Here is a 25,779-nt window from a genome sequence, read left to right as displayed (position 1 = left end):
CACCCGCAGGCCCGCCCCCGGGGTGTCGAGGTGACCCCGCGCGGCTGGGCGGTGCTCACCCTGGCGGCGTTGGTGCTGGCCCTGCTCGTCGTCGCGGCCCTGCTGGTCCCGTGGAGCCGCCCCCCGGCACCCCGCTCCGACCAGCTCGCCGCGCTGCGCGACCTGCCCGCCGACCAGGTGGCCCGGGGCCGGGCGTTGCAGGCGGCCCTGCGCCCCGGCCGCTACACCGGGCTGGCCGTCGGTCTGCTGGTGGCGCTGCTGCTCGGGCTGACCCCGCTCGGTGCCCGGCTGGTCGAGCTGGCCGGGCGGCCGTTCGGTGACCACTGGATCGCCCGCGCCGTGCTCGGCGGGATCGCCGTGGTGCTCGTCGCCGACCTGCTCACCCTGCCCTTCGCCGCCTGGCGGCAGTCGGTGCTGACCCGCTACGGGCTGAGCACCCAGGGCTGGGGCGGCTGGACGGTCGACCTGCTCAAGTCGTACGCCCTCAGCGCGGTGCTCGCCGCGACCGTGCTGCTCGGCTTCTACACCGTCACCCGGCTGGCCCCGCGCTGGTGGTGGGCGTTCGGGGCGGCCGGCGCGGCCGGGCTGGTGGTGCTGCTCTCCTTCGTGCTGCCGGTGCTGGTGGAGCCGGTGTTCAACCGGTTCACCCCGATGGAGCAGGGGCCGCTGCGCACCGAGCTGACCGCGCTGGCCGCCCGCGACGGCGTACCCGTGCGGGACGTGCTGGTCGCCGACGCCTCCCGGCGCACCACGGCGGTCAACGCGTACGTGTCCGGGCTGGGGCCGACCCGGCGGGTGGTGGTCTACGACACCCTGCTGCGTGAGGCCACCCCGGCCGAGGTGACCAGCGTCGTCGCGCACGAGCTGGGCCACGCCAAGGACCGGGACGTGTGGACCGGCACGCTGACCGGCGCGCTCGGTGCCGCCGCCGCGGTGGTCGCGCTCTACCTGCTCGGCTCCTGGACGCCACTGCTGCGCCGGGCCGGCGTCGACTCGATCGCCGAGCCCCGGGCGTTCGCGCTGCTGATCGCCCTGGTGACGGTCGTCGGGCTGGTCGCCGGCCCGGTGCAGGCGCTGATGTCGCGTCGGGTCGAGGCGCGGGCCGACGCGCACGCCCTGGCGCTCACCGGTGACCCGGCCACCTTCGAGGCGATGCAACGCCGGCTCGCCGGGGTCAACCGGGCCGACCCGGACCCGCCCCGCTGGGAGTACCTCTGGGCGGCGTCGCATCCGTCGACGGTGGAGCGGATGGCCGCCGCCCGTGCCTACGCCCGGGAGGTCGGCCGATGAGCCGCACCCTGCTGATCACCAACGACTTCCCGCCCCGACCCGGCGGCATCCAGTCGTTCGTGCACCACCTGGCGGTCCGTCAGCCGCCCGGGTCGGTGGTGGTCTACGCCTCCAGTTGGCGCGACACCGCCGAGTTCGACGCCGCGCAACCCTTCCCGGTGATCCGGGACGCCACCCGGGTGCTGCTGCCCACCCCACGGGTCGCCCGCCGGGCTGCCCGGCTGGCCCGCGAGCACGGCTGCGACACCGTCTGGTTCGGTGCCGCCGCCCCGCTGGGCCTGCTCGCCGGGGGGCTGCGGCGACGCGCCGGCATCCGTCGGGCGGTCGCGTTGACCCACGGCCACGAGGCCGGCTGGGCGACCCTGCCCGGGGCCCGCGCCGCGCTGCGCCGGATCGGCCGGCACACCGACGTGGTCACCTACCTCGGCGACTACACCCGGGTACGCCTGGAGCGCGCCCTGCACGGCGTCACCGAGCTGCACCGGCTCGCCCCCGGGGTGGACGTGGACACCTACCACCCGGCGGTGGACGGCGCACCGGTGCGGGCCCGGCTCGGGCTGACCGACCGGCCGGTGGTGGTCTGCGTCTCCCGGCTGGTCGCCCGCAAGGGCCAGGACACGCTGATCCGGGCCCTGCCGGCGATCCGCCGCCGGGTGCCCGACGCGGCGCTGCTGGTGGTCGGGGGCGGGCCCTACCGGGCGACGCTGGAGAAGCTGGCCCGGTCCACCGGTGTCGAACGGGACGTGGTGTTCACCGGCTCGGTGCCGTGGGAGGCGCTACCCGCCCACTACGCGGCCGGTGACGTCTACGCGATGCCCTGCCGCACCCGCAACCGGGGCCTGGACGTCGAGGGGCTGGGCATCGTCTACCTGGAGGCGTCGGCGACCGGGCTGCCGGTGGTGGCCGGTGACTCCGGCGGCGCACCGGACGCGGTCCGCGAGGGCGAGACCGGATACGTCGTCCCGGGCCGTGACGTCGCCCAACTCGCCGACCGGGTGGCCACCCTGCTCGCCGACCGGGACCTGGCCCGCCAGCTCGGTGCGGCCGGCCGGGCCTGGGTGGAGAAGGAGTGGCGCTGGGAGACCCAGGCCCGACGACTCACCGACCTGCTCACCGGCACCACCGCACCCGGCTGAGCCGGCACTGACCGCCCACCGGTGTGGCCCGGCCGGCGTCGCCGCAGCGGCAGGTGCCCGGCCGGGCCACACCGGCCGGCGGGTCAGCGGATCTGTTCGAGGATGCGGGCGGCAGGGGCGGGCCGGCCGAAGTGCCAGCCCTGGCCGGCGTCGCAGCCGATGGCGCGCAGCAGGTCGGCCTGGTCGGCGGTCTCCACCCCCTCGGCGGTGACGGTCAGGTCCAACGCGTGGGCCAACGACACCAGCGAGGCCAGGATCCGTTCGTCCGTACGGCTCGCCGGGTCGACCTGCGGGGCACGCAGCCCGGTCACGAACTCGCCGGCCATCTTCAGCTCGGTCACCGGCAGGTCCCGCAGGTAGGCCAGGTTGCTGTAACCGGTGCCGAAGTCGTCGATGGCGATCCGCACGCCCAGGTCGTTGAGCGCCCGCAGGGCCCGGACCGGGTCCTCCGCGCCGGCGCTCATCATCGTGCTCTCGGTGATCTCCAGCTGGAGCCGTTGCGGTGGCAGGCCGGTCTGCGCCAGCAGGCCGCGTACCTCCTGCACCAGGTCCGGGCGGTTGACCTGTCGGACGGCGAGGTTGACGCTGACGAACGGCGCCGGCCCACCGTCGGCACCCCAGCTCTCCGCCTCCCGGCACGCCTCGGCGAGCACCCAGCCGCCCAGCCGGACGATCAGCCCGGTCTCCTCGGCCAGCCCGATGAAGCTGTCCGGGCGCAGCACCCCCAGCTCGGGGTGCCGCCAGCGGACCAGCGCCTCCACCCCGAGCAGGGTGCCGTCGCGCAGCGACGTCAACGGCTGGTAGTCCAGGAAGAACTCACCCCGGTCCAGGGCGGCGGGGATCGCCGCCGACAGGGCGTACCGGGCCAGTTCGGTGCGGTGCCGGGCCGGGTCGAACAGCGCCCACCGGGCACCGCCGGCCGCCTTGGCCCAGTGCAGGGTGCTGTCGGCGGCCCGCATCAACTCGCCGGGCGTGGTGCCGGCGACCGGTCGTTCCACGATGCCGACGCTGGCCGTGACGCTCAGCTCGTGCCCGTCGACCAGGGCCGGTTCGCTGACCGCCGCCAGCGCCGCCTCGGCCGCCTTGACCACGTCGTCGGTGCCGCCCGTCCGCTCGACCAGGATCACGAACTCGTCGCCGCCCAGCCGGGCCACCAGGTGCTCGCCGAGCGCCCGACGCAGCCGTTGCGCCATCTGCACCAGCAGCGCGTCGCCGAGCTGGTGCCCGAGCGAGTCGTTGACCACCTTGAACCGGTCGAGGTCGAGGAAACAGACCCCGACCCGGTCGGCGCCCCGCCCCGGCGCGTTGATGGCGGCGGCGAGCCGTTCGGTGAACAGGGTGCGGTTGGGCAGGTCGGTGAGCGGGTCGTGGGTGGCCTGGTGGCGGAACCGGGACTCGCTGTCGCGCAGCGCCCGTTCGGCCTGTGCGCGGGCCACCATCGCGGCCCGCCGGATCGACTCCTGCTCGTCGAGCGTCCGGTCACGCAGCGCGCGGGCGTACCCGGTGGTGATGGTGGCGAGCAGCCGGGCCAGCCGGTCGGAGATGTCGTCGCCGACGAGGCCGAGATCACGCAGCAGGCGCAGCTGGATGACCTCGACGGTGCGCCCCAGCCCTTCGGCCGAGGCGATGTGCGCGGCCACCAGCTCCGCGCCCACCTGGTGGCCGACGCGCGGGTCGAACGGCTCGGCCCGCAGCGCGGCGGCCAACCGGTGGGTGAGCCGTTGCAGCAGCTCCTCTAGCTGGGCCTGGGTCATCGGCAGGTAGCTGGTGCCGGAGACCGCCTTGGCCCAGGCCCGGGCGAAGGTGCCCGGGCAGGACGCCCCGGACGCCGCCGGCTCACCCATCGAGACGCCCGACGCCACCCAGGAAGACGGCCTGCTCGGCGTCTTCGGCGCTCTCCGGTGTCTCGGGTCGCCACTGCGGCACCCAGACCACCCCGGGGTCGACGAGCGTGAAACCGTCGAAGAACTCGGTCAGCTCGGCCCGGCTGCGGATGCACAGCGGATTGTCGGTACGCCGGTAGACCCGTTCCGCCTCGACCCGTTCCGCCCCGCCCCGGGTGTCGTCGCTGGCCTGGGAGAGGACCAGGTAACTGCCCGGGGCCAGCGCCGCGCGCAACGTCCGCAGGGTCTGCTCGGGATGGTCGGAGTGCGGGATGAAGTGCAGCACCGCCACCACCATCACGGCCACCGGCTGCGAGAAGTCGATCAGCCGGGTCACCTCGGGGTGCGTCAGGATCGCCTCCGGCCGGCGCAGGTCCTCCCGGACGACGGTGGCGTTGCGGTTACCGGCGAGGATCTCCTGGCTGTGCGCCACGGCGACCGGATCGACGTCGACGTAGACCACCCGGGCTTCCGGGGCGGCCCGCTGGGCGATCTCGTGCACGTTGCCGACGGTGGGGATGCCGGAGCCGATGTCGAGGAACTGCCGGATGCCGGCGTCGATGAGATGTTGCACCACCCGGCGCAGGAACGCCCGGTTGGCCTGGGCCATCAGCGGCGCGTCGGGAACCGCCTCGACCATCGCCCGGGCGGCGACCCGGTCGGCGGCGAAGTTGTGCGAGCCGCCGAGGTAGTAGTCGTACATGCGGGCGACGCTGGGGCGTTCGACGTCGATGTCGTCGGGTGCCCAGTCCGGTCGCTGCATCCCCAACCCCTTTGTCGAGTATCACCACGTGGGTTGTCGCCTGCGCGGTTCACCCGGGTATTGTGCCCGCCCGTTGCCCAGGTGCAAAGACCGCGATCTGTGCGCGATCATCCCCTCACCGGGTGCAATCGAAACCTGTGGATCGCCCGGCAGGCCCGGTCCGACGAGGGATCCGGGCCTGCCGGCCTGTGGGTGGGGACCCGCTCAGAACTTCGGGGCGTCCGGCGCCTCGAGCAGACCCAACCGCAGGGCGGTCATCAACGCCTGCGCCCGGTTGGCCGCACCCAGCTTCTCGTAGAGCTTGGAGATGTGGGTCTTGGCGGTGGACTCGCTGACGAAGAGCTGCTTGGCGATGCCGGCCACGCTCATGCCGTCGGCGAGCAGCCGCAGCACCTGCCCCTCGCGGGGGGAGAGCTGCGGGCCGGACGGGGCCAGCCGACGCTTCATCGCCTCGGCCAGGTCGGCCGCGGTGAACGCGCTGGGCGAGGAGGCGGCGTGCCGGGCCGCGGCGACCACCTCGTCGGCCGGCGCGGTCTTCGGCACGAACGCGCTCGCCCCGGCCTCCAACGCGCCGAAGAGTTGGTCGTCACCGGCGTACATGGTGAGCACCACGATGCCCATCGACGCACTGGACTTGCGCAGCGCCCGGGTGGCCTCCAGGCCGCTGCCGTCGGGAAGCCGCAGATCCATGATCACGACGTCCGGTTGCAGCGCGCCGGCCTGGCGCACGCCCTCCGCCGCCGTGGCGGCCTCGCCGACGACCTCGAACTGACGGTCACGCTCGAAGGCGTGCCGCAGCCCCTTGCGGATCAGGTCGTGATCGTCGACAAGGAGGACCTTGGTACGGGTGGCCGGTGTCGGGCTTGTGGTCATCCTCGAATTACTCCACTTCTGCTGCTGCGCTGCCACGCACGTTATCGCGCCGGGGCGACGAACCCACCACCACCGCCACGGTCGTACCACTGGGTTGCCGGGGACTGATCTCCAACCGGCCCCGGATACGTTCCGCCCTCTCCGCCATGATCGCAAGGCCGTAGTGACCGTCGGTGCGCTGGTCACCGATGCCGTGACCGTCATCCGACACTTCAATTTGCGCGTACGGGGGGTCCACCTCGCAGGTGACCCAGAGATTCGACGCCCCGGCGTGCTTGCGGGCGTTGGTCACGGCCTCCTGCGCGATGCGCAGCAACTCGGCCTCGGTGGCGGCCGGCAGCCGGGCGGTCGACTCGTCCAGCGACAGGTGCACCCGCAGCCCGCCGGCCGAACCCACGGTCCGGGCGTACTCGGCGATCGCCGCCGCCAGGCCGCCGTGCCGGTCCACCTCGCTGCGCAGCTCGAACAGGCTCAACCGCAGCTCGGTGATCACCCGGGTCACCTCGCCGCGCAGGGTGCGCAGCGCCTCGGCGGTCTCCTTCGGGTCCTCGTCGACGTAGGCCAGCGCGTTGTCGATGCCGTAGCCGACCATCACCAGCTCCTGCGCCACCCCGTCGTGGATCTCCCGGGCCAGCCGCTGGCGCTCCTCGTTGGTGGCCAGCGACCGCACGTCGTCGAAGAGCAGCGCCGCCTCCAGCCGCAGCGCCGCCGGACCGGTCAGCGCGGTCACCCGGGACACCACCGGCGGCGGGTACGCGTGTGCCGCGTCCGCCTCCAGCACCACCAGGCCGACCGTGCGGACCCCGGCGACCAGCGGAACGATCAGCGACGAGACGTCCCCGCCGGTGTGCGAGCGGGCCTGCGACCGGGCCGCGGTCTGGGGCTGCTGACTGGCCCAGGCGTCGGCGATCGCCGAGTCGGAGTCCAGCGTCGTCTCCCAGTCGACCCGGTCCACGCCGATCTGGGCGAGCACCACCAGCCGCCCGCCGCCGCTGGCCGACAGCACCGCGCCCCGGTTGACGGGGGCGACGGTCCGCAGCTCCTCCAGCAGGTGCTCGGAGATGCCGCCCGGATCGAGGGTGGCCCCGGGCAGCTGCCGGGCGACCGTGCGCAGCTGGGTCAGCAGCCGGGTCGCCTCGGCGTACGGCTGGGGCTTGCCCTCGGCCCGGACCCGCATCACCTGGTGCAGCGTGCCGGCGGCGTAGAGGCCGAGCCCGGCGAGGATCAACCACTGCGCGCAGACCGCCAGGTAGCCCGGCTGGCCCAACTGCCGCCCGCCGTCGACCTCGGTGAAACCACCGGCGACCACCAGGGTGGCGGCGGTGACCCCGAGCAGCACCGCCCCCTCACGGAACTGCCGGCGCAGCGCGGTGACCGTCACCGGCACCGCCAGATAGGGCAGTACGGCCGAGGCGCCCAGCCCGCCGACCGACGAGCCGAGGGTGGAGGAGACGGCGACCTGGCTGGCGGCCAGCCCGATCACCACCGCCTCGGCGAGCCGGCTCAACGGGCCGATCAACCGGTGATCGGGGGCCAGCAGGGCGGGTGCGCCGGCGACCGCCAACAGGGCGATCCACCAGAGCTGGGCGGGATCGCCGGTGGCGATCAGGGTCAGTGCGCCGACCAGCGCGAGCATCACCGCACGCGCGGCGGCGGCGACGGGTCGCGTCTGGGGGCGGACAGCTGTGGAGGCGGACACGTGACGGATCGTAGTCAGCCTTGGTAGATCTCCGCGATCTCGGCCGCGTACGACTTGTGCACGACCTGCCGCTTGACCTTGAGTGAGGGGGTCAGCTCGCCGGTCGCCTCGGTGAAGTCGCGGGGCAGGATGCGGAACACCTTGATCGATTCGGCCTTGGAGACGGCCAGGTTGGCGGTGTCCACCGCCCCCTGGATCTCGGCCCGCAGCCCGTCGTGCGTCACGAGCTGTTCGACCGGGGTGTCCTCGGGCAGTCCGTGCCCGGCCAGCCACTTCGGCAGGGCCTCCTCGTCGACGGTGACCAGGGCGGCGATGAACGGCTGCCGGTCACCGACCACCACGCACTGGCTGACCAGCGGATGCGCCCGGACCTGGTCCTCCAACACGGCCGGGGCGACGTTCTTGCCGGCGGCCGTCACGATGATCTCCTTCTTGCGGCCGGTGATGCTGAGGAAACCGTCGTCGTCGAGGTGCCCCAGGTCGCCGGTGCGGAACCAGCCGTCGACGAGCGCCTCGGCGGTGGCCGACTCGTTCTTCCAGTAGCCCTGGAAGATCAGGTCACCGGCGATCAGGATCTCGCCGTCGTCGGCGATCCGGATGGTCACGCCGGGCAGCGGCCGGCCGACGGTGCCGATCTTCGTGCCGGTGGGCAGGTTGGCCGCGGCGGCGGGGGAGGTCTCGGTGAGGCCGTACCCCTCGCAGATGGTCACCCCGATGCCCCGGAAGAAGTGCCCGAGCCGGGCGCCGAGCGGGGCACCGCCGGAGATCGCGTCCCGGCACCGGCCACCGAGGGCGGCCCGCAGCTTCCGGTAGACCAGCCGGTCGAAGACCGTGTGCTGGGCGCGCAGCGCGAACCCGGGACCTCCCGGGGTCTCCTGCGCCTCGCTCCAGGCGATGGCGACCTTCTCCGCCCGGTCGAAGATCGCGCCCTTGCCGTCGGCCTGGGCCTTCTGCCGGGCGCCGTTGTAGACCTTCTCGAAGACCCGTGGCACCGAGAGCACGAACGTCGGCCGGAACTCCTGGAGCTGGGCGACCAGGTCCCGGGTGTCGGCGCAGTGCGCCATCGTGGCCCGGGCCTGCACCACCCCGATCTGGATGAGCCGGGCGAAGGCGTGCGCCAGGGGGAGGAACAGCAGGGTCGAGGCCCCCGGCCGGAACAGGTTCGGCAGCACCGGCACCGCGTTGGCGATGTCGGCGTACATGTTGCGGTGGGTCAGCACGCAGCCCTTGGGGCGGCCGGTGGTGCCGCTGGTGTAGATGATCGTGGCGACGTCGTCGGCGCTGACCGAGGTGCGGCGGCGCTCGATCTCGGCGGGGTCGACCGACGCTCCGGCGGCGACGATCTCGTTCACCCCACCCAGCTCGATCTGCCAGACGTCGCGCAGCTCGGGCAGCCGGTCGCGGACCCCGGCGACCAGGGTGGCGTGGCTGTTGGTCTCCACCACCACGGCGACCGCGCCGGAGTCGGCGAGGATCCAGGCGGCCTGCTCGGCGCTGGACGTCTCGTAGATCGGGACGGTGACCGCGCCGGCCACCCAGATGGCGTAGTCGAGCAGGGTCCACTCGTAGCGGGTGCGGCTCATCAGGGCGACCCGGTCACCGGGGGCCACCCCCGCGCCGGCCAGGCCCCGGGCGACCGCCACGACCTCGTCGCGGAACTGCCGGCAGGTGACGTCGGTCCCGGCGCTGCCGTCGGCGGCGGGCCGGACGAACTGCACCGCGTCCGGGGCCGCCTCGGCGTTGTCCCAGACCGGGTCGGTCAGGTTTGCCGCGTCGCCGATGCTGACGATCGGCGGAACGGAGAACTCGCGCACCTGCACTCCCTCGTGCTCGCACTGGCCGGGCCGACCTCGGGCCGGCATGGTCGAAACCTACCCGGCCGGCCCACCGAACGCCCCAGGCAGGTTGCCCGCCCCACCGGCCCGGACCCCGTCGGGGACGGCCCGGGAGCCCGCGGCGGGCCACCCCCGGCCCCGCTGCGGGGCGGCCCGGGACCCGGCTTCGGGGGTGGAGCGGGGCGGCCGGCGGAGGCGGCGGGTAGCCTCCCCCCATGGCGGACTCCTCCACCCAGTCGATCATCATCGGCGCGTCACCGGACCGGGTGGCGGCGGTCATCTGTGACTTCGCGAGTTACCCCCGGTGGACCGAGGCGGTGCGTCGGGCCGAGGTCGTCGAGGAGTACGAGGACGGCTACGCCAGCCAGGTCCGGTTCACCATCGACGCCGGGGTGATGGCCGACGAGTACGTGCTGGCCTACGAGTACGCCGAGGACCTCTCCCGCGTCGAGTGGCACCTGGTGGCACCCTCGAAGATGCAGAAGACCCAGCGTGGCTCGTACGACCTGGTCGGCAACCCGGACGGCACCTGCACGGTGACCTACACGCTTGAGGTCGAGTTGTCGGTGGGCATGCTCGGCATGTTTCGCCGCAAGGCCGAGAAAATGATCATGGATACGGCGTTGAAGCAGCTCAAGCGCCGGGTAGAAGCACCCGGTGCGGCGTAGCGACACAACGGCCGGCGACACGACGGAGGAGCCGACCATGGGCGCAACGGAACCGGGCTCGGCCCGGGAGGAAGCGGAACGGCTGGTCGCCACGCTGCTCGCGACGGCCCGGCTGGCCTCCGCCGGCACCGGGTCGGGGGCGGGACCGTGGGGTCCGCTCGGTGGGATCGTCTCGGGTGTCCTCGGTCACAGTGCCGGCGCGGCCCGGCCGACCGCCGGCACCCACCGGGCGGAGGGTTTCGCCACCGGATCACCCGAGTGCTGCATCTGTCCGATCTGCCGGGCTGTCACCGCCTTGCGCGATCCCAGTCCCGAGTTCGCCGAGCGGCTCGCCACCGGCGCGGGGGACCTGGCCGCCGGAATCGCCAGCCTGATGCGGGCGTTCGCCCCGCCCGCAGGCGGGGAAGCATCCCACGGGACGCCCGGTGACGCCAGCGCGACGACAGGTCGGGGCGGCCCTTCCGATTCCGAGGCCGATCATGTGTGGCGCGAGGCCACCCGCACCGGGCATGATTCTGCGTCGGCGCCGGAGCGGGACGTCTGGTCCGCCGCCACCCGGGCGGAGGACGCGGTCGCACCGGCCGTCGCCGCACCGCCCGTCGACGACGCCGGGCCGGCCGCGCCGGCCCAGCAGGTCCGGCCCACGGCCGACGGTCACGTGGTGCCCGCCTCGCGCGCGCCGGCCGGCGCGGACGGGGACGCACCAGGCGACGGGGCCTGACTACCGGACATCCCGGCAGCGTACGGCCTGTTTCGGTCGATGCCGGGCAGCACAGCAGAGGGGAGTGGCCGCGGTGACGCTGACCATCGGAGTCGACGTCGGTGGCACGAAGGTGGCCGGCGGTGTCGTGGACGACACCGGCCGGGTTCTCGTGCAGGCCCGGCGGGACACCCCCGCGGACGACGTCGGCAAGACCCGCGACGTCATCATCGAGCTGGTCACCGAGCTGTCCACCGGCCACCAGGTGGACGCGGTGGGGATCGGCGCGGCCGGCTGGATCGACGCCTCCCGCTCCACCGTCCTCTTCGCCCCCAACCTGGCCTGGCGCGACGAACCGCTGCGCGACTACGTCAGCACCGCCACCGGGCTGCCGGTGATCGTCGAGAACGACGGCAACGTGGCGGCCTGGGCCGAGTTCCGGCACGGCGCGGCCCGCGACGCCGACGACTCCATGGTCATGTTCACCATCGGTACCGGTGTCGGCGGCGGCATCGTGCTCGGCGGTGAGCTGGTCCGTGGCGCCAACGGCATCGCCGCCGAGCTGGGCCACATGCTCACCGTCCCCGACGGCCACCAGTGCGGCTGCGGCCGGCTCGGCTGCATCGAGCAGTACGCCAGCGGCAGCGCCCTGGTCCGGTTCGCCCGGGCCGGCGCCCGACAGGAGCCGCAGCGGGCCACCGCCCTGCTGGAGCTGGCCGGTGGCGAGGCCGAGGCGATCACCGGGCCGATGGTCACCACCGCCGCGCAGGCCGGCGACCCGATCTCGGCCGAGGCGTTCGCCCAGATCGGCCGCTGGCTCGGCACCAGCCTCGCCGACATGGCCCAGATCCTCGACCCGCAGGTGCTGGTGGTCGGCGGCGGCGTGGTGGACGCCGGTGACCTGCTGCTCGGCCCGACCCGGCGGTCCTTCGCCGACGCGCTGGCCCAGCGCAGCCGACTCCCGGTGGCGCAGGTGCGCCCCGCCGAGCTGGGCAACACCGCCGGCGTCATCGGCGCCGCCGACCTGGCCCGCCGCCGGTGACCGCCGCACCGCCGGCCCCGGCCGCCGCCGGCCCCACCGCCGCCAGCACCAGCGCCGACAGCCCCACCGCCGACAGGCTCGCCGCCGCCGGGGCCGCCGGGTCGGGTGCCCCCGCCGGGGCCGCCCCGACCGGTGCCGCCCGGGTGCCGCTGCGGGTGGTGTCGTACAACATCCACAGCCAGCGCGACGACACCGCGGCGCTGGCCAGCGTGGTCCGCGAGGCCGCCCCGGACGTGGTGATCGTGCAGGAGGCGCCGCGCCGGTTCCGGTGGCGGCAGAAGTCCGCCACCCTCGCCGACTCGTTCGGCCTGGTGGTGGCCGCCGGTGGCCTGCCCTCGCTGGGCAACCTGCTGCTGACCAGCCTGCGGGTCCGGGTGACCGGGACGCACTGCCAACGGTTCCCGCTCACCCCGGGCCGGCACCTGCGTGGCGCGGCGTACGCCCGCTGTCAGGTCGGCGGGGCCCGGTTCCTGCTGGCCGGCTCGCACCTGGCCACCGACCCGGCCGAACGCCCCGGCCAGGCCGCGCTGCTCAAGCGGGAACTGGCCGCGAGCGACCTGCCGGTGGTCTTCGGGGCCGACCTCAACGAGGGCCCGGACGGCCCGGCCTGGGGCACCGTCGCGAGCGGACTCGTCGACGCCGCGGTCGCCGCCGACGCGGCCGACCGGCACACCTACTCGTGCACCAACCCACGCCGGCGCATCGACGCCCTCTTCGTCGACCCACGCGTCGAGGTCGTCGGCTACGACGTGGTGGACACCCCGACGACCCGCCGGGCCAGCGACCACTTCCCGGTCCTGGTCGACCTGCTGCTGCCCGCCGCCGGCTGACCGGCCGGCAGGCCTCCCCGGCGGGCCGACGCCGCCGGCCGGGGAGCAGCCGTCGCCGGGTCCGGGCCCCCGCGAGCCGGGCTGGACAACGGGACGCGGGTACGGGGAGGATGCCCGTCGAACCGGCGTACCTGGCCGCATCAAAGGAGATTTCCGGTGCCCTCCTCCACCGAGCACGGCCGGCCCGATCCGGAGACCACGACGCCCGCCCCGAGCCGGGACGGCCGGCCGGTCTCCGACCGGGGCGACACGGTCTGCGTGATCGGGGCCGGGGCCAGCGGCCTCACCGCCGTCAAGAACCTCACCGAACACGGCTTCGGCGTCGACTGCTACGAACGGGAAACCGGCGTCGGCGGTGCCTGGAACTGGCGGCACGACCGCAGCCCGGTGTACGCCAGCACCCACCTCATCTCGTCGCGGCCGTTCACCCAGTTCCCCGACTTCCCCATGCCGGACTCCTGGCCGGACTACCCGCACCACGGTCAGGTGCTGTCCTACTTCGAGCGGTACGCCGACCACTTCGACCTGCGCCGGCACATCTGGTTCGGCACCGAGGTGGTCCGGGTGGAACCCGTCGACGGCGACCGGTGGGACGTCACCACCCGCAGCACCGGCGGGTACGGCCCCGAACGCACCTCCCGGTACGCCGCCGTGCTGGTCGCCAACGGGCACAACTGGTCACCGAAGCTGCCCCGCTACGAAGGGCTGGAGGAGTTCCGGGGCGAGGTCATGCACGCCTCGTCCTACAAGGACCCCGCCCAGCTGCGCGGCAAGCGGGTGCTGGTGGTCGGGGCCGGAAACACCGGCTGTGACCTGGCCGTCGAGGCCGCCCAGCAGGCGTCCCGCTGCTGGCACTCCACCCGCCGCGGCTACTGGTACGCCCCCAAGTACGTCCTCGGCCGCCCCGCCGACCAGGTCAACGACGCGCTGCTGTCGTGGCGGGTGCCGCTGCGGCTGCGGCAGTGGCTCTACCACCGGACCCTGCGGCTGACCGTCGGCGACCTGACCCGGTTCGGGCTGCCGAAGCCCGACCACCGGGTCTACGAGACGCACCCGATCGCCAACAGCCAACTGGTCTACTACGTCGGCCACGGCGAGATCACCCCGGTCCCGGAGGTGGCCCGGTTCCATCCCGGCGGGGTGAGCCTCACCGACGGCCGGGAGATCGACCCCGAGCTGGTCGTCTTCGCCACCGGTTACCTGCCCCGCTTCGAGTTCCTCGACCCGCAGATCCTCGGCGACGCCGACGGCTCCGGCCGGCCCCGGCTCTGGCTGCACGCCTTCCCGCCGGGCCACCCGACCCTGGCGGTGGCCGGGCTGTTGCAGCCCGACTCGGGCCTGTTCACCCTGGCGCACTGGCAGACGGTGCTCTTCGCCCGGTCGCTGCGGTTGCGTCGGGACCGGCCGCAGCGGGCCGCCGCGTTCGCGTCCCGGGTGGCGGCCGGCGCGGGGGAGCGGTACGCCGGGAGGGTCAAGGACAGCAGCCGGCACTGGTTCGAGGTGGGCCACGTCGACTACCTGCGCGCGGTGCAGCGCGCCCTCGACGACTTGGAGGGCAAGTGAGCGGGACGACCGAGGAGCGGGTACGGATCCTGCGGGGCCGGGAGTGGGCGCACCCGGTCCGTGCGGCCCGCCGGGAGGTGCTCAGCGCCGTGCCCGAGCTGGACGAGGGATGCCCACCGCTGCTGTTCGTCCCGGGGTTCGGGCACGGGGCCTGGGCGTTCGCCGAGCACTGGCTGGAGCACGCCGCGTCGCGCGGTTTTCCCGCGTACGCGGTGAGCCTGCGCGGGCACGGCGGCAGCGAACCTGCGCCGGGGGCGACGCTGCGGGCGTACACCCATGATGTGGTCCAGGCGGCGGCGGAGCTGCCGCGTCAGGCGGTGCTGGTGGGGCACGGCGCCGGGGCGTTGGTGGTGTCGCACGCGTTGGCCCGGTATCCGGCCCGGGCCGCGGTGCTGGTCGCGCCGGTGCTCGGTGGCCCGGCCACGGCCCTCGCGGCGCTGCGCGCCAACCCGGTCGGCACGCTGCCCGCCCTGTTCGGCGGGGCGCTGCGGCTGCACCGCCGGCAGCTGTTCGGCCGGGAACTGCCCGACGCGGACGCCCGGCGGCACCTGGCCCGGCTGGGGCGGGCCGACCGGCGGGCCCAGTGGCAGCTGCTCGCCGGCCGACCGGCCGAGCCGGCGGTGGGTCACCCACCCGTGCTGGTGCTGGGCAGCCCGGACGACCGGGTCGTCCCGCCGGCCGCCCTGACCCGGGCGGCCGGCAGGTACGGCGCGGCCCCGCTGCTCTTCCCCGGCATGGGTCACGACCTGATGCTGGACACCCGGTGGCAGGAGCCGCTGGACGCCCTCCTGGACTGGCTGGTCAAGGAGCCGGGCCGCCGCTGACCGCCGCCCCGTGGCCCCGTCGGCGGCTCGGCGGCTCGGCGGACACCGGCTACCCCGCCGGGCGGGGTAGCCGGACCGGCGGCGGGTCAGCCGGTGCTGCTGAGCCGGGTGAGCAGCGAGCCGGTGTCGTCCAGGGCGCTGAGGTAGGAGCGCGCCCAGGCCCGGATGTCGTGCCGGTGCAGGTGGTCGCGCATCGCCCGCATCCGGTCGCCGACGTCGTCCGGCCCGGCCCGCAACGCCGACAAAATCCCCTGCTTGAGCCCCTCCAGGTCGTGCGGATTGACCAGGTACGCCTGGTCCAGCTCGGCCGCCGCTCCGGCGAACTCGCTGAGCAGCAACGCACCCGTGTCGTCGACCCGGGCGGCCACGTACTCCTTGGCGACCAGGTTCATCCCGTCGCGCAGCGGGGTGACCGCCATGACGTCGGCGACCCGGTAGAGCGCCGCCAGCTCGGCCCGGTCGAAGGGCTGGGTGAGGTAGTGGATGGCCGGCTCGCCGACCCGGCCGAACTCGCCGTTGATCCGGCCGACCTCGCGTTCGATCCGTTCGCGCAGGATCTGGTACTGGCCGACGCGTTCCCGGCTCGGCATGGCGACCTGCACCAGCACCGTGTCGCGGACCTTGACGTCACCGCTGGCGAGCAGCTCGCTGTAGGCCTTCAGCCGCTGCTCGATGCCCTTGGTGTAGTCCATCCGGTCGAGGCTGAGGATGACCCGCTCGGGATCGCCCAGGTCGTGCCGCAGCCGGCGGGCCCGCGCGGTGACGTCCGGCCGGCCGGCCAGCGCCGCCATCTCGGCGGTGTCGATCGAGACCGGGTACGCCCCGATCCGCACCACCCGGTCCTGCACGCCGATCCGCCGGTCGGTGGCGGGCAGCCCGAGGACCTTGCTGGCCAGCTGGGCGAAGTTGTGGGCCGCCTGGGCCCGCTGGAAACCGATCAGGTCGGCACCGAGCATCCCACGTAGCAGCTCCGCCCGGCGGGGCAGCTGCATGAACAGCTCCGGCGGTGGGAACGGCACGTGCAGGAAGAAGCCGATCCGCAGGTCGGGCCGTAGTTCGCGGAGCAGGCCGGGGACCAGTTGCAGGTGGTAGTCCTGCACCCAGACCACCGCGCCCGGGTCGGCCACCTCGGCGGTCGCCTCGGCGAACCGCTGGTTGACCCGCTGGTACGCCTCCCACCAGCGGCGGTGGTATTCGGGTTGCTCGACGGCGTCGTGGTAGAGCGGCCAGAGGGTCGCGTTGGCGAAGCCCTCGTAGTGGTCGCGCAGGTCGTCGGCGCTGAGCGGGACGGTCTGCATGTGCACGCCGTCCACGTCGGGCAGCACGGGCGCCGGCCCGGTGCCGCCGGCCCAGCCCACCCAGGTGGCCGGGGTCTGTCGGAGCAGTGGGTGCAGCGCGCTCACCAGCCCGCCGGGGCTGCGGCGCCACTCGCAGGCGCCGTCGGGCGCCACGCTGTCGTCGATGGGGAGCCGGTTGGCGACCACCACCAGGGAACTCTGTCGCATCTCGGGCATTCCGATCGGCAGGGGACCGACCACGCGAGCAAGGAACAACCGGGCAGTCGGTGGGCGAAGTGACCTACAGCGGTATTCCTACTGACCGTAAGTTACACCACTGTTACGCCCGGCGTGGGGGCGACGGTGTCCCGGGATGCGGGCGAAGGTCGACGGCGGGGGCGGTGATGTGCAGGGGGTGGGGACTCAGACGACCGCGCCGTCGTCGGGGTCGTGGTCGTCCTCGTCACCGGGGCGCAGTCGCCAGATCAACGTGACGAACCCGGCGAGGATGCCGGTGAAACCGAGCAGGGTCACCACCGAGGCGTCCACCGGCAGCAACGACGGATTGAGGAACAGGACGAAACCGAGCACGATCCCCAGCACGCCGACCACCGCGTACTTGGAGATCCGGGGCAGCGGCGGGGGTGGCGGCGGGGTGTACCCCTCCTCCGGATCGTCCGGCAGGTCCGCCCCGAAGGTGTCCAGGCCGTCCAGCAGCGACGGCTCGTCCTGCCGGCCCCGGGGGGTCACCGAGATGCCGGAGATGTCAGCCGCGTACGGCAGCCGCCGCACGTCGGTGGCGGTCGGGCCGGTCGGCTCGTCGGCCCGGGTCGTCGATCCACCGGCCCGGGTGGTCGGGTCGGTCGGCTCGTCGTCGACGTCCTCGGCGGCCGGCCAGGGATGACTACCGGCGGTCGGGGCGGTGTGGAAGGCGGCGACCAGGCGTTCCCACTCGGCGTCGACGTCCGGCTCGGCCCGGGCCGGCTCCGGCGTCGCCTCGTCGGCGAGCTGGGTGAGGTAGTCCCGGGCGGTGGTCAGGTGCGAGCGGTCCACGTAGAGCCGGTCGACCGGCCGGGACGGCACGGTGGTGGTCCGGGTGATCGGGTTCAGGTCGGCGGAGGGCTGGAGGTAGGCGGCGATCCCGCCCGCGGCGAGCACGTCGAGCAGGTGCTCGCCGACGCGCGGATCGACGTCGCCCGCGACGGCGTACTCGCTCGCGTCGAGCCCGTTGTCCCGCCGTCCCCGGCGGGCACCACCCGCTGACACCGGACATCCTCCTCCGCGCACCTCCCGGTGCGGTCGTGTCGGCGCCCCGTACGCCGTGCTCTGAATCGTGACACGTCGGCACCCCGTTCCGGGAGTGCGTTGTGGCGTGCCGCTCGTGGTTCGTCGGCTCCGGGCCGGCCGCGTCCCCGTCGGTCACCGTCGTGGACGATCGTCCGGCCGCCCCGGGCGAGCTGTCCGGACTCTCCGGACCGGGAGTCCCGGCCCGGGTGGGGGGCCGCGAACCGTGGCCGTACCGGCTGGTAGTGCAACTGGGCGTCGTTGCGCCGTGCGGGGCGGGGCCATCCGCTGCCGGGGGAGGCGCCGTCGACCTGCCCGTCGGCGGTCCGGTGCCCCGCGTCGGCGGCGGGTCCGAACGCTCTCCAGCGGCCCGTTCCGGGGCAGTGTCTGCAAGAACTCACATCCGGCGCGAAACGGAATACTTCACCGGGTATCCCCGTACCGCGAACGGCCCGAGCAAGTCGATCAAGGTGCCCGGCCCGTCCTGGCCCGGGTCGGCCCGGACCGGGCGGGTGGTGGGCGGGGTCAGGTCGCGGGGGCCGGGGTGGCGAGCCGGAGCAGACCGGGCACGTCGTTGCGGTCGGCGAAGTCGCGTACCCGGTCGATGGTGGCCGCCGCCTGGGCGGGGTCGGCGACGGCCAGCGCCCGCACCGACAGCGCGGTGGTCAGCACGTGGTCCGTGGTGTCGGTCATCCGGGCGTAGCTCTGCGCCGCCGTGCGGAACAGCCGGGCGGACCGCTCGGCGTCCCCGTCGGCCAGCGCCAGGGTGGCGTCGGCGACCTGCCCGGCGGCCTCCGCCCAGGGGGTCATCCGGGGGGACCGGTCGAGCATGTCGTGCACCAGCCGGGCGGCCTGCGGGCCGAGCACCGCGGCGACGTGACCGACCGCCGGCACCCACTCGGCGAACGGGATCATCCGGGTCCGGCCCCAGTCCTCGTCCAACTCCACCAGCAGCCGCATCGCCTCGTCCCGGCGGCCCCGGACCGCCCGGCAGAGCGCGGCGTGCGCCAGCGTCGACTGCAACACCCGGTGGAAACCGCTGCGCCGCGCCGCGACCAGGGCCCGGGACACCAGATCGTGATCGTCCGCCCCGGCGTCGCCCGACCCCGGGCCGGCTGCCCCGGCGTCGGGTGCCTCCGGGCCGGACGTCCCGGGACCGCTCGGCGTGTGGCGGGTCGGGGCCGACGCCCGGGGCCCCTCGTCGGCCGGGCCGGGCTGGATCGGCACCAGCGGATGAGCCGGCTGGCCGGCCGGCGGACGAGCCGGTGGGCGGGCCGTCGGGTGGGTCGGCGGGTCGTCGGCGCGCAGGGCGCGCATCCACCCCGAGATCGCGACGATGTGCAGGTCCCACTCGGCGGTCGGCAGCCGGGTCGACTCGGTGCCCAGCTCCAGCGCCGCCACCCAGTCGCCGGCGTAGTACGCCCGGGCCCACTTGTCGGCGAAACTGGTCGCGAGGCTGTGCCCGCCACCCGGGTCCAGCGTGCGCTGCTCGTCGACCAGTTCGGCCGACCGGGCCAGGTCACCCTCCTCCTGCGCCGCCCAGGCCAGGTTGTGCACCGCCCGGCGTCGGCTGGCCAACCGGTCCACCCGGCACTGCTCGGCGACCTCGGCCAGCTCCGCGTACGCCTGCTGCTCGCCGGCCATGTACCGGGCCACCGCCAGGGTGATCCGCGCGTTGGCGCGTACCTCGGGCAGCAGCAGCCGCTCGGCCAGCTCGACCGCCGCGCGGGCCGCCACGCAGGCCTGATCGGTCTCGGCGTTGAGCATCCGGACCCGGGCCAGCTCCAGCAGGGCCTCCGCCTTCTCCTCGGACTCCGGCAACTCCGCGTAGATCGCGTTGGCCCGGTCCAGGCAACGCAGCGTCTCGGACCGGTCGGCCCGGCTCCAGGCGGCGGTGGCGAGCCGGGTCCAGGCGCGGGCCGCGCCGGCACGGTCCCCGACGGCGGCCAACCGCTCGGTGAGCCCGGCCAGCACCTCGGTCCCCCCGTCGACGAGGAAGGCGTCCCCGTCCCGGAAGAAGGCCAGCTCGGCGGCGAACAGCTCCAGCCCCGGGTCGGGGTCCCCGCCGACGGCCAGGGCCCGCCCGACCAACGTCGCGGCGTTCTCCAACGCGTGCAGCTCGTACGCCCGGCGGGCGGCCTGGTGCAACGCCGTCCGGGCCGCCACCGCGTACGGGGTCGGGTCCAGTCCGACCGTCCGGGCGATCTCGTGGGCGGTCCAGCGGTGGTTGGCCAGCACCTCGGCCAGGTCCTGCTGCCCGGCGTCGGTGAGCTGGGCTAGCCAGTCGGCGGTGCGCTGGTGGCGCAGCACCCGTTCCGCCCGGGGCAGCCGCTGGTAGCACACGTCGCGGACCAGGATGTGCCGGAACCGGTACTCCGGCTGACCGGCCATGGTGGAGGCGGGCAGCTCGAAGACCATGTCCCGGCGCTGCAACCGGTCCAGCGCCCGTTCCACCCACTCCACCGTCCGCCCCAGCGCGGTCGCCACCGGCACCGGCCAGAACTGCACCCCCACCACGGCGGCGGCCTGGAGCACCGCCCGGTCCGCCGGGTCGAGCAGGTCGAGCCGGTTGGCGATGACGGCCTGGACGGTGCGCGGCATGTCGCTGGTGCCGGCCGGGGCGAACCGGGCGGCCGGCTCCAGCAGCCCGCCGTCCATCAGCATCCGGGCGTACTCCTGGGCGTAGAGCGGATTGCCGTCGGCGAACTCGATCAGCGGCTCACGGGCCGCCGCCGGCAGCGCGGCCTGCCCGAGCAGCAGCGAGTAGAGGGTGTCGATGTCCGCGTCGTGCATGGGCGGCACCGAGATCGACATCGCCCCGCTGATCGTGCCCGTCCAGGCCGGCTGCCGCTCCCGCAGCTCCGGCCGCGCGGTCGCCACCACCAGCAGCGGTACGCCCCGGGCCGCCGCGCCGAGCTGCTCGACGAAGGTGAGCATCGCCTGGTCGGCCCAGTGCATGTCCTCGAACACCAGCACCGTCGGCCCCTGCGCGGCCAGGGCGAGCAGGAACCGCCGCCAGGCCGCCTCGGTCTCCCCGGAGTTGAGCCGGGTGCCGGCGGCGACCCCGAGCAGTGGCCCCAGGGCGTTGGCCAACCGGGCGGCGTGCGGATCGCCGAGCTGGCCCAGCCGTTGGCGCAGCCGGTCGCGCAGCGGCTCCGGGTCGTCGCCCTCCGGCACCCCCAGCCACCCCTTGACGATGTCCGCCAGGGCGGCGTAGGTGACGTTCTCGCCGAACGGCGGGCACTGCCCGACCAGCCAGGTGACCCGGTGGCCGGGCAGGTTGGCGGCGTGCCGGGACAACTCGCGCAGCAACCGGCTCTTGCCCACCCCGGCCGGCCCGAAGACGGTCACCAGTTGGGAGGTGCGCTCGTTGACGGTGCGGTGCAGGGCACTGACCAGCAGCCCGCGCTCGTGCTCCCGGTCGACCATCGGGGTCAGCTCGGCGGCCTGCGGGCCGCTGCGCGGCCGGGCCCGTACGGCGAGCCAGATCCGGCTCACCGCCGAGCGCCCCCGCAGGGTGACCGCCGGCCGGTCGACGTACTCCAACTCGTGTCGGGTCGCCGCCCAGGTGCTCTCGTCGACGACCACCCCGCCGGTGGGCGCCAGCGCCTGCAACCGGGAGGCGGTGTTCACCACGTCGCCGGTGACGAACGCCTGGCCGCCGTCACGGGTGGCGGAGAGGTCCACCAGCGCCTCACCGGTGGCGACGCCCACCCGGAAACCCAGCGGCGGGTGCGGGCCGGCGGCCTGCCGGGCCAGATTGCGTTGCAGCTCCAGACCGGCCCGTACGCAGCGCAGCGCGTCGTTGTCCGTGGCGACGGGGGCACCGAACAGCGCCATCACCGCGTCGCCGATGTACTTCTCGACCACCCCGCCGTACTGGTGGACCAGCTTGCGGACGGTGGCGAAGTACGCCTGCTGGAGGCTGCGCGCCTGCTCCGGGTCGGCCCGCTCGGCGTACGTGGTGAAGTCGACGATGTCGATGAAGAGCACGCTGACCTGGCGGCGGTCCTCCTGCACGGTGACCCCGTGGTCACGCAGCGGCTGCCCGCAGTTGGTGCAGAAGTTGGCCTCGGGGTTGTTGCCGTGCCCGCAGGAGGCACAGCCGAGCGACAGCGCCTGTCCGCAGCCGCCGCAGAAGCGGTCGTCCGGTCCCGCCGCCCGGGAGCAGTGTCCACACTTGAGGTCGATGACGAACTCCGTACGTGAGGAGGTCCCATTATCCCGCTGCGGCGGGCCAGTCGGGTACCCGACGTGCGGGCGGACCCTGCCGCTGGTCGGCCGCCACTAGTGTTCCTCACGAGGAAAACTCACTGTCAGGAGAGTGCCGTGCAGGTGCGATTGTCCGGCTACTGGACCGACCCGAACGGTACCGTCCGGTCTCCCGGGGAGACGGTCGACGTCGACGCGGTCACTCTCGCCAGAATGGAGGAACAGGGCATGGTGGAGAATCCCGACAGCAAGGCGTCCTCGGACACTGGCACGACCACGACCTCGCCGTCAAAGCCGCAGAAGATCGGGCCCGGACCAGGCACACCGCCGGACGAGATCGGGCCCGGACCGGGTGCCCCGCCCGCGGACGACAGCGGCAAGTGAGTGACCGGCGTGGCCGGCGGACCAGGTCCGCCGGCCACGCCGCTGTCGATGTCACCGTCACGCATCCGGCCCCGCCGGGAAATCGGCCGCCGTCGCCGGGATGCGGGCGTCCGCCGGGGAGCGTCGGTCAGCGGTCGTTCATGCCGGCGCGTCGGCGCAGCGCCGCCACGTCGGTGACCACGATCCGGCGTCCCTCGGTACGCAGCCAGCCCCGGTTGGCGAAGGAGCCGATCGCCTGGTTGACGCTCTGTCGGGAACCACCGGCCATCTCGGCCAGCTGGCTCTGGTTCAGCTCGATGGTGATCATCGGGGCCTGGCTCTCGCCGGCCAGCCGGACGAGCGTCTTGGCCACCCGACCGGGCAGGTCGAGGAAGACATGGTCGGCGTTCTGCTCGGTGAGCCGCCGGATCAGCGCGCCCAGCGACCGCATCACCGCGTCCAGGATGCGCGGGTTGGAGTGCACCAGTTCCATGAAGGCCGGACGGGACAGGGCGAGCGCCGCGCAGTCCTCGATCGCCTCGGCCGAGGCGGACCGGGTGGAGGCGTCCAGCAGGGAGACCTCACCCAGCACGTCCGGTGGTCGGATGACCGACAACACGGCACGCTCCCCGGTCGGCGCGGTGCGGAACACCGCCACCGCCCCCCGACGCAGGACGATCAGCGACTCACCGGGATCGTTCTCGACGAAGAGCAGCTGACCCTTACGGTAGGTGCGCGGCACGGCTGCGGCGATCACCCGCTGGCGGACCTCGGGCTCCAACCCGGCGAACATCTCCACCCCCGTGAGGGCGTCACCCGGCTCCGGTAGGCGCATCTCCACCGCCCCACCCCTCCCCGGTCAAGGACCACAAATTTCGCTCACCGGGTGAACCCTGACGGCCCCTGCAGAGGTGAACTGACACCGGTTCGGCGTCCGGTAGCGGTACACATCAGATCATGACGGCCCAGTCGCTTGCTGTACACCCCTGTAAACCTTTCCGTGACACTCCGGAGCTGCGGCGGACGCCGAGGGTACGGCCCTGGAGCCCCACCCGGACGCTCCGGCACCGCCCACCCGGACGCTCCGGTGCCGCCCCGCCCGTCGGCGGTCACCGGCGGTGGGCGAGGATGGACGGCGATGGTCTACCGCTATTTCTACGACTGCGAATTCATCGAGGACGGCCGCAGCGTCGACCTCGTGTCGATCGGTGTCGTCGACGAGTACGGCCGCGAGTTCTACGCGGTCTCCACCGAGTTCGACGACTCCCGCGCCGTGCCCTGGGTCCGCCGTAACGTGCTGGACAAGCTCCCGTCGCCGGCCGACCGGGCCTGGCGCTCCCGGGCCCGCATCCGCGACGACCTGCACGAGTTCCTGCTGGAGCCGGTCCGCGACCGGCCGAACGAGCAGCTGGAGCTGTGGGCCTGGTACGCCGCGTACGACCATGTGGTGCTGGCCCAGCTCTGGGGGGCGATGCCGGCGCTGCCCCGGGAGATCCCCCGGTTCACCAAGGAGCTGCGGCAGCTCTGGGACGACGTCGGCCGTCCCCGGTTGCCGGACGCGGCGGCCGACCGGCACGACGCGCTGGTCGACGCCCGGCACAACCTGGCCCGCTGGCGGGCGATGACGGCCCGCCCGGTCTGAGCCCCGGCCCGGTCCGTCGGGTCCGGCCGGCGGCCCGGCCGCTCCCTGGCTGGCCGGGTGGCTCATGACAGCCCGTGACGATCAGCAGGTTTGGCTGGTCCCGTCGGGGGCACCGGGTCCGGGCGAGCCGATCCGAGGGAGTGCGCCATGGCCGACGACGCGACCACCATCACCGACGCCCGGCGGCGGGTGACCGAGCTGATCCGGGACGCCCGGATCTGCATGTTGACCACGATCGGCGTGGACGGTCGGATGCTCAGCCGGCCGATGGCGCTCCAGGCGGCCGAGTTCGACGGCGACCTGTGGTTCTTCGCCTACGCCGACTCCGCCAAGGTGCGTCAGATCCGGGTCAACCCGGAGGTCAACGTCGCCTTCTCCGACCAGCGCCACCACGCCTGGGTGTCGATCGCCGGCACCGCACAGGAGGCGTACGACCGGGGCCGGGCCGAGCGGCTGTGGAACCCGCTGTTCAAGGCCTGGTTCCCCGACGGGCTGGACACCCCCGGGCTGACCCTGCTCAAGGTGCACGCCAGCTCGGCCGAGTACTGGGACTCCCCGGGTGGCACGGTGGTCAACCTGCTCGGGTTCGCCAGGGCAGCGGTCACCGGGAGGCCGCCGGAGGCGGGGGAGAACCACGAGGTCAGCTACTGACCGGTAGTCGCCGGGGTGGGCGGGACCGGCCGGGGCGCGGTGTCGGCGTGCAGCTGAGCCGACTACAGTGCGCACTGACGGCCCGCCCCGGGCCGGCAACGACGCCGATGGTCTGAGCGGACACATATCCTGGGGCTTATCCGGGCTTCACCTGACGTTCCAGGAGGATGAGCAGATCATGCGTATCGGCGTGCTCACCGGCGGCGGCGACTGCCCAGGTCTCAACGCGGTCATTCGAGCGGTGGTCCGTAAGGGCGTCGCTACTTACGGTCACGAGTTCGTGGGTTTCCGGGACGGGTGGAAGGGTCCGCTGGAGGGCCTGTCCAAGCCGCTCGGCATTCCTGAGGTGCGGGGCATCCTCCCGCGCGGCGGCACCATCCTCGGCTCGTCCCGCACCAACCCGTTCAAGATCGAGAACGGCGTGGAGCGGATCAAGGAGAACCTCGCCGGGCAGGGCGTGGACGCGCTGATCGCGATCGGCGGCGAGGACACCCTGGGCGTCGCCACCAAGCTGCACGAGCTGGGCGTCAACGTGGTCGGCGTGCCGAAGACGATCGACAACGACCTGGGCGCCACCGACTACACCTTCGGCTTCGACACCGCCGTCAACATCGCCATGGAGGCGATCGACCGGCTGCACACCACCGCGGAGAGCCACCACCGCACCCTCGTCGTCGAGGTGATGGGCCGGCACGCCGGTTGGATCGCCCTGCACGCCGGCCTCGCCGGCGGCGCCAACGTGATCCTGCTGCCGGAGCGCAAGTTCGACGTCGACCAGGTCGCCGGCTACGTCGAGAAGCGCTTCCAGCACCAGTACGCCCCGATCGTCGTGGTCGCCGAGGGCGCCCAGCCGCTGGACGGCCAGATGGTCCTGCACAACCAGGAGCTGGACGCCTTCGGGCACGTCCGGCTGGGTGGCATCGGCCAGTGGCTGGCCGAGCAGCTGGAGGCCAAGACCGGCAAGGAGGCCCGCACCGTCGTGCTCGGGCACATCCAGCGCGGTGGCACCCCGACCGCGTTCGACCGGGTGCTCGCCACCCGGCTCGGCCTCCAGGCCATCGACGCCGCGCACGAGGGTGACTGGGGCAAGATGGTCGCGATGCAGAGCACGGACATCGTCCGGGTGCCGCTGGCCGAGGCCACCCGCGAGCTGAAGACCGTCCCGATCGAGCGCTACGACGAGGCCGAGGTCTTCTTCGGCAGCTGATCGCAGCCCATCCCCTTCCCCTCCGCAGCGCCGGAGG

The 25,779-nt window shown here is 73.8% G+C and carries 20 protein-coding genes; 11 read left to right on the top strand and 9 right to left on the bottom strand.

The features are described from left to right. The first annotated feature begins 30 nt into the window (after nt 1–30). Nucleotides 31–1,290: a M48 family metallopeptidase gene (locus JQN83_RS20205; RefSeq protein ID WP_208568704.1), complete on the top strand. Its 1,260-nt coding sequence runs from the start codon at nt 31–33 to the stop codon at nt 1,288–1,290. Further along, nucleotides 1,287–2,426, top strand: a complete 1,140-nt coding sequence (locus JQN83_RS20200; RefSeq protein WP_208568703.1) for a glycosyltransferase family 4 protein — start codon at nt 1,287–1,289, stop codon at nt 2,424–2,426. The genes JQN83_RS20205 and JQN83_RS20200 overlap by 4 nt, the downstream gene beginning before the upstream one ends. An 83-nt stretch (nt 2,427–2,509) precedes the next feature. On the opposite strand, the gene JQN83_RS20195 is transcribed toward JQN83_RS20200, so the two are convergent. The 5 genes from JQN83_RS20195 to JQN83_RS20175 form a co-directional block, all read right to left on the bottom strand. Further along, the gene (locus JQN83_RS20195; protein ID WP_208568702.1) at nt 2,510–4,270 is read right to left on the bottom strand and encodes a putative bifunctional diguanylate cyclase/phosphodiesterase; all 1,761 of its coding nucleotides are present in this window, start codon (nt 4,268–4,270) and stop codon (nt 2,510–2,512) included. Next, nucleotides 4,263–5,072: an SAM-dependent methyltransferase gene (locus JQN83_RS20190; RefSeq protein WP_208568701.1), complete on the bottom strand. Its 810-nt coding sequence runs from the start codon at nt 5,070–5,072 to the stop codon at nt 4,263–4,265. Before JQN83_RS20190 ends, JQN83_RS20195 begins: the two co-directional genes overlap by 8 nt. A gap of 204 nt (nt 5,073–5,276) precedes the next feature. Then, on the bottom strand, nt 5,277–5,945 hold the full coding sequence (locus JQN83_RS20185) for a response regulator transcription factor (RefSeq protein ID WP_007072219.1): 669 nt from the start codon (nt 5,943–5,945) through the stop codon (nt 5,277–5,279). Nucleotides 5,946–5,952: 7 nt separating this feature from the next. Beyond that, nucleotides 5,953–7,644 carry a GAF domain-containing sensor histidine kinase gene (locus JQN83_RS20180; RefSeq protein WP_208568700.1) on the bottom strand — a complete coding sequence of 564 codons (1,692 nt, stop codon included), beginning with the start codon at nt 7,642–7,644 and terminating at the stop codon, nt 5,953–5,955. A 14-nt stretch (nt 7,645–7,658) separates the two neighbouring features. Then, nucleotides 7,659–9,458: an AMP-dependent synthetase/ligase gene (locus tag JQN83_RS20175; protein ID WP_208568699.1), complete on the bottom strand. Its 1,800-nt coding sequence runs from the start codon at nt 9,456–9,458 to the stop codon at nt 7,659–7,661. Between the two features lie 236 nt (nt 9,459–9,694). Between JQN83_RS20175 and JQN83_RS20170 the strand changes: the two genes are divergently transcribed. From JQN83_RS20170 to JQN83_RS20145, 6 genes are all read left to right on the top strand, one after another. Beyond that, entirely contained in the window at nt 9,695–10,147 is a 453-nt protein-coding gene (locus tag JQN83_RS20170) for an SRPBCC family protein (RefSeq protein ID WP_208568698.1), read from the top strand. A gap of 37 nt (nt 10,148–10,184) precedes the next feature. Further along, the gene (locus JQN83_RS20165) at nt 10,185–10,868 is read left to right on the top strand and encodes a hypothetical protein (RefSeq protein ID WP_208568697.1); all 684 of its coding nucleotides are present in this window, start codon (nt 10,185–10,187) and stop codon (nt 10,866–10,868) included. Nucleotides 10,869–10,941: 73 nt separating this feature from the next. Next, nucleotides 10,942–11,889 (top strand): ROK family glucokinase, encoded by a 948-nt coding sequence (locus JQN83_RS20160; RefSeq protein ID WP_208568696.1) that lies wholly within the window; start codon nt 10,942–10,944, stop codon nt 11,887–11,889. Between the two features lie 143 nt (nt 11,890–12,032). Continuing rightward, the gene (locus JQN83_RS20155; RefSeq protein ID WP_208568809.1) at nt 12,033–12,719 is read left to right on the top strand and encodes an endonuclease/exonuclease/phosphatase family protein; all 687 of its coding nucleotides are present in this window, start codon (nt 12,033–12,035) and stop codon (nt 12,717–12,719) included. Between the two features lie 156 nt (nt 12,720–12,875). Further along, nucleotides 12,876–14,282: a flavin-containing monooxygenase gene (locus JQN83_RS20150; protein ID WP_208568695.1), complete on the top strand. Its 1,407-nt coding sequence runs from the start codon at nt 12,876–12,878 to the stop codon at nt 14,280–14,282. Next, nucleotides 14,279–15,106, top strand: coding sequence for an alpha/beta hydrolase (locus tag JQN83_RS20145; RefSeq protein WP_208568694.1), 828 nt, complete (start codon nt 14,279–14,281; stop codon nt 15,104–15,106). Before JQN83_RS20150 ends, JQN83_RS20145 begins: the two co-directional genes overlap by 4 nt. Nucleotides 15,107–15,192: 86 nt before the next feature. On the opposite strand, the gene JQN83_RS20140 is transcribed toward JQN83_RS20145, so the two are convergent. From JQN83_RS20140 to JQN83_RS20125, 4 genes are all read right to left on the bottom strand, one after another. Further along, complete coding sequence (locus JQN83_RS20140; RefSeq protein ID WP_208568693.1) at nt 15,193–16,611, bottom strand: alpha,alpha-trehalose-phosphate synthase (UDP-forming); 1,419 nt, start codon at nt 16,609–16,611, stop codon at nt 15,193–15,195. 195 nt (nt 16,612–16,806) lie between these two features. Next, a complete protein-coding gene (locus JQN83_RS20135; protein WP_208568692.1) occupies nt 16,807–17,649 on the bottom strand; it encodes a DUF308 domain-containing protein in 843 nt (280 codons plus the stop codon). Between the two features lie 543 nt (nt 17,650–18,192). Continuing rightward, nucleotides 18,193–21,858, bottom strand: coding sequence for an AAA family ATPase (locus JQN83_RS20130; RefSeq protein ID WP_307799499.1), 3,666 nt, complete (start codon nt 21,856–21,858; stop codon nt 18,193–18,195). A 532-nt stretch (nt 21,859–22,390) separates the two neighbouring features. Then, nucleotides 22,391–23,083, bottom strand: a complete 693-nt coding sequence (locus JQN83_RS20125) for a Crp/Fnr family transcriptional regulator (RefSeq protein WP_208568691.1) — start codon at nt 23,081–23,083, stop codon at nt 22,391–22,393. A 297-nt stretch (nt 23,084–23,380) separates the two neighbouring features. Between JQN83_RS20125 and JQN83_RS20120 the strand changes: the two genes are divergently transcribed. The 3 genes from JQN83_RS20120 (at nt 23,381) to JQN83_RS20110 (ending at nt 25,742) form a co-directional block, all read left to right on the top strand. Further along, nucleotides 23,381–23,884 (top strand): polyadenylate-specific 3'-exoribonuclease AS, encoded by a 504-nt coding sequence (locus JQN83_RS20120; protein WP_208568690.1) that lies wholly within the window; start codon nt 23,381–23,383, stop codon nt 23,882–23,884. A 147-nt stretch (nt 23,885–24,031) separates the two neighbouring features. Continuing rightward, nucleotides 24,032–24,535, top strand: coding sequence for a pyridoxamine 5'-phosphate oxidase family protein (locus JQN83_RS20115; protein WP_208568689.1), 504 nt, complete (start codon nt 24,032–24,034; stop codon nt 24,533–24,535). 178 nt (nt 24,536–24,713) lie between these two features. Continuing rightward, on the top strand, nt 24,714–25,742 hold the full coding sequence (locus JQN83_RS20110) for a 6-phosphofructokinase (protein ID WP_208568688.1): 1,029 nt from the start codon (nt 24,714–24,716) through the stop codon (nt 25,740–25,742). Nucleotides 25,743–25,779 lie beyond the last annotated feature (37 nt).

It is taken from the genome of Micromonospora antibiotica, from assembly GCF_017599305.1.
Lineage (GTDB): Bacteria > Actinomycetota > Actinomycetes > Mycobacteriales > Micromonosporaceae > Micromonospora > Micromonospora antibiotica.
Note: the sequence above shows the minus strand (reverse complement) of the source record. Positions and strands in the feature narration are given on the sequence as shown.

Excerpts from the sequence above, each read along its gene's own strand:
- JQN83_RS20140 (WP_208568693.1), bottom strand. The coding sequence starts at position 16,611 with ATGCGACAGAGTTCCCTGGTGGTGGTCGCCAACCGGCTCCCCATCGAC.
- JQN83_RS20195 (WP_208568702.1), bottom strand. The coding sequence starts at position 4,270 with ATGGGTGAGCCGGCGGCGTCCGGGGCGTCCTGCCCGGGCACCTTCGCC.
- JQN83_RS20120 (WP_208568690.1), top strand. The coding sequence starts at position 23,381 with ATGGTCTACCGCTATTTCTACGACTGCGAATTCATCGAGGACGGCCGC.
- JQN83_RS20200 (WP_208568703.1), top strand. The coding sequence starts at position 1,287 with ATGAGCCGCACCCTGCTGATCACCAACGACTTCCCGCCCCGACCCGGC.
- JQN83_RS20115 (WP_208568689.1), top strand. The coding sequence starts at position 24,032 with ATGGCCGACGACGCGACCACCATCACCGACGCCCGGCGGCGGGTGACC.
- JQN83_RS20110 (WP_208568688.1), top strand. The coding sequence starts at position 24,714 with ATGCGTATCGGCGTGCTCACCGGCGGCGGCGACTGCCCAGGTCTCAAC.
- JQN83_RS20170 (WP_208568698.1), top strand. The coding sequence starts at position 9,695 with ATGGCGGACTCCTCCACCCAGTCGATCATCATCGGCGCGTCACCGGAC.
- JQN83_RS20190 (WP_208568701.1), bottom strand. The coding sequence starts at position 5,072 with ATGCAGCGACCGGACTGGGCACCCGACGACATCGACGTCGAACGCCCC.
- JQN83_RS20185 (WP_007072219.1), bottom strand. The coding sequence starts at position 5,945 with ATGACCACAAGCCCGACACCGGCCACCCGTACCAAGGTCCTCCTTGTC.
- JQN83_RS20165 (WP_208568697.1), top strand. The coding sequence starts at position 10,185 with ATGGGCGCAACGGAACCGGGCTCGGCCCGGGAGGAAGCGGAACGGCTG.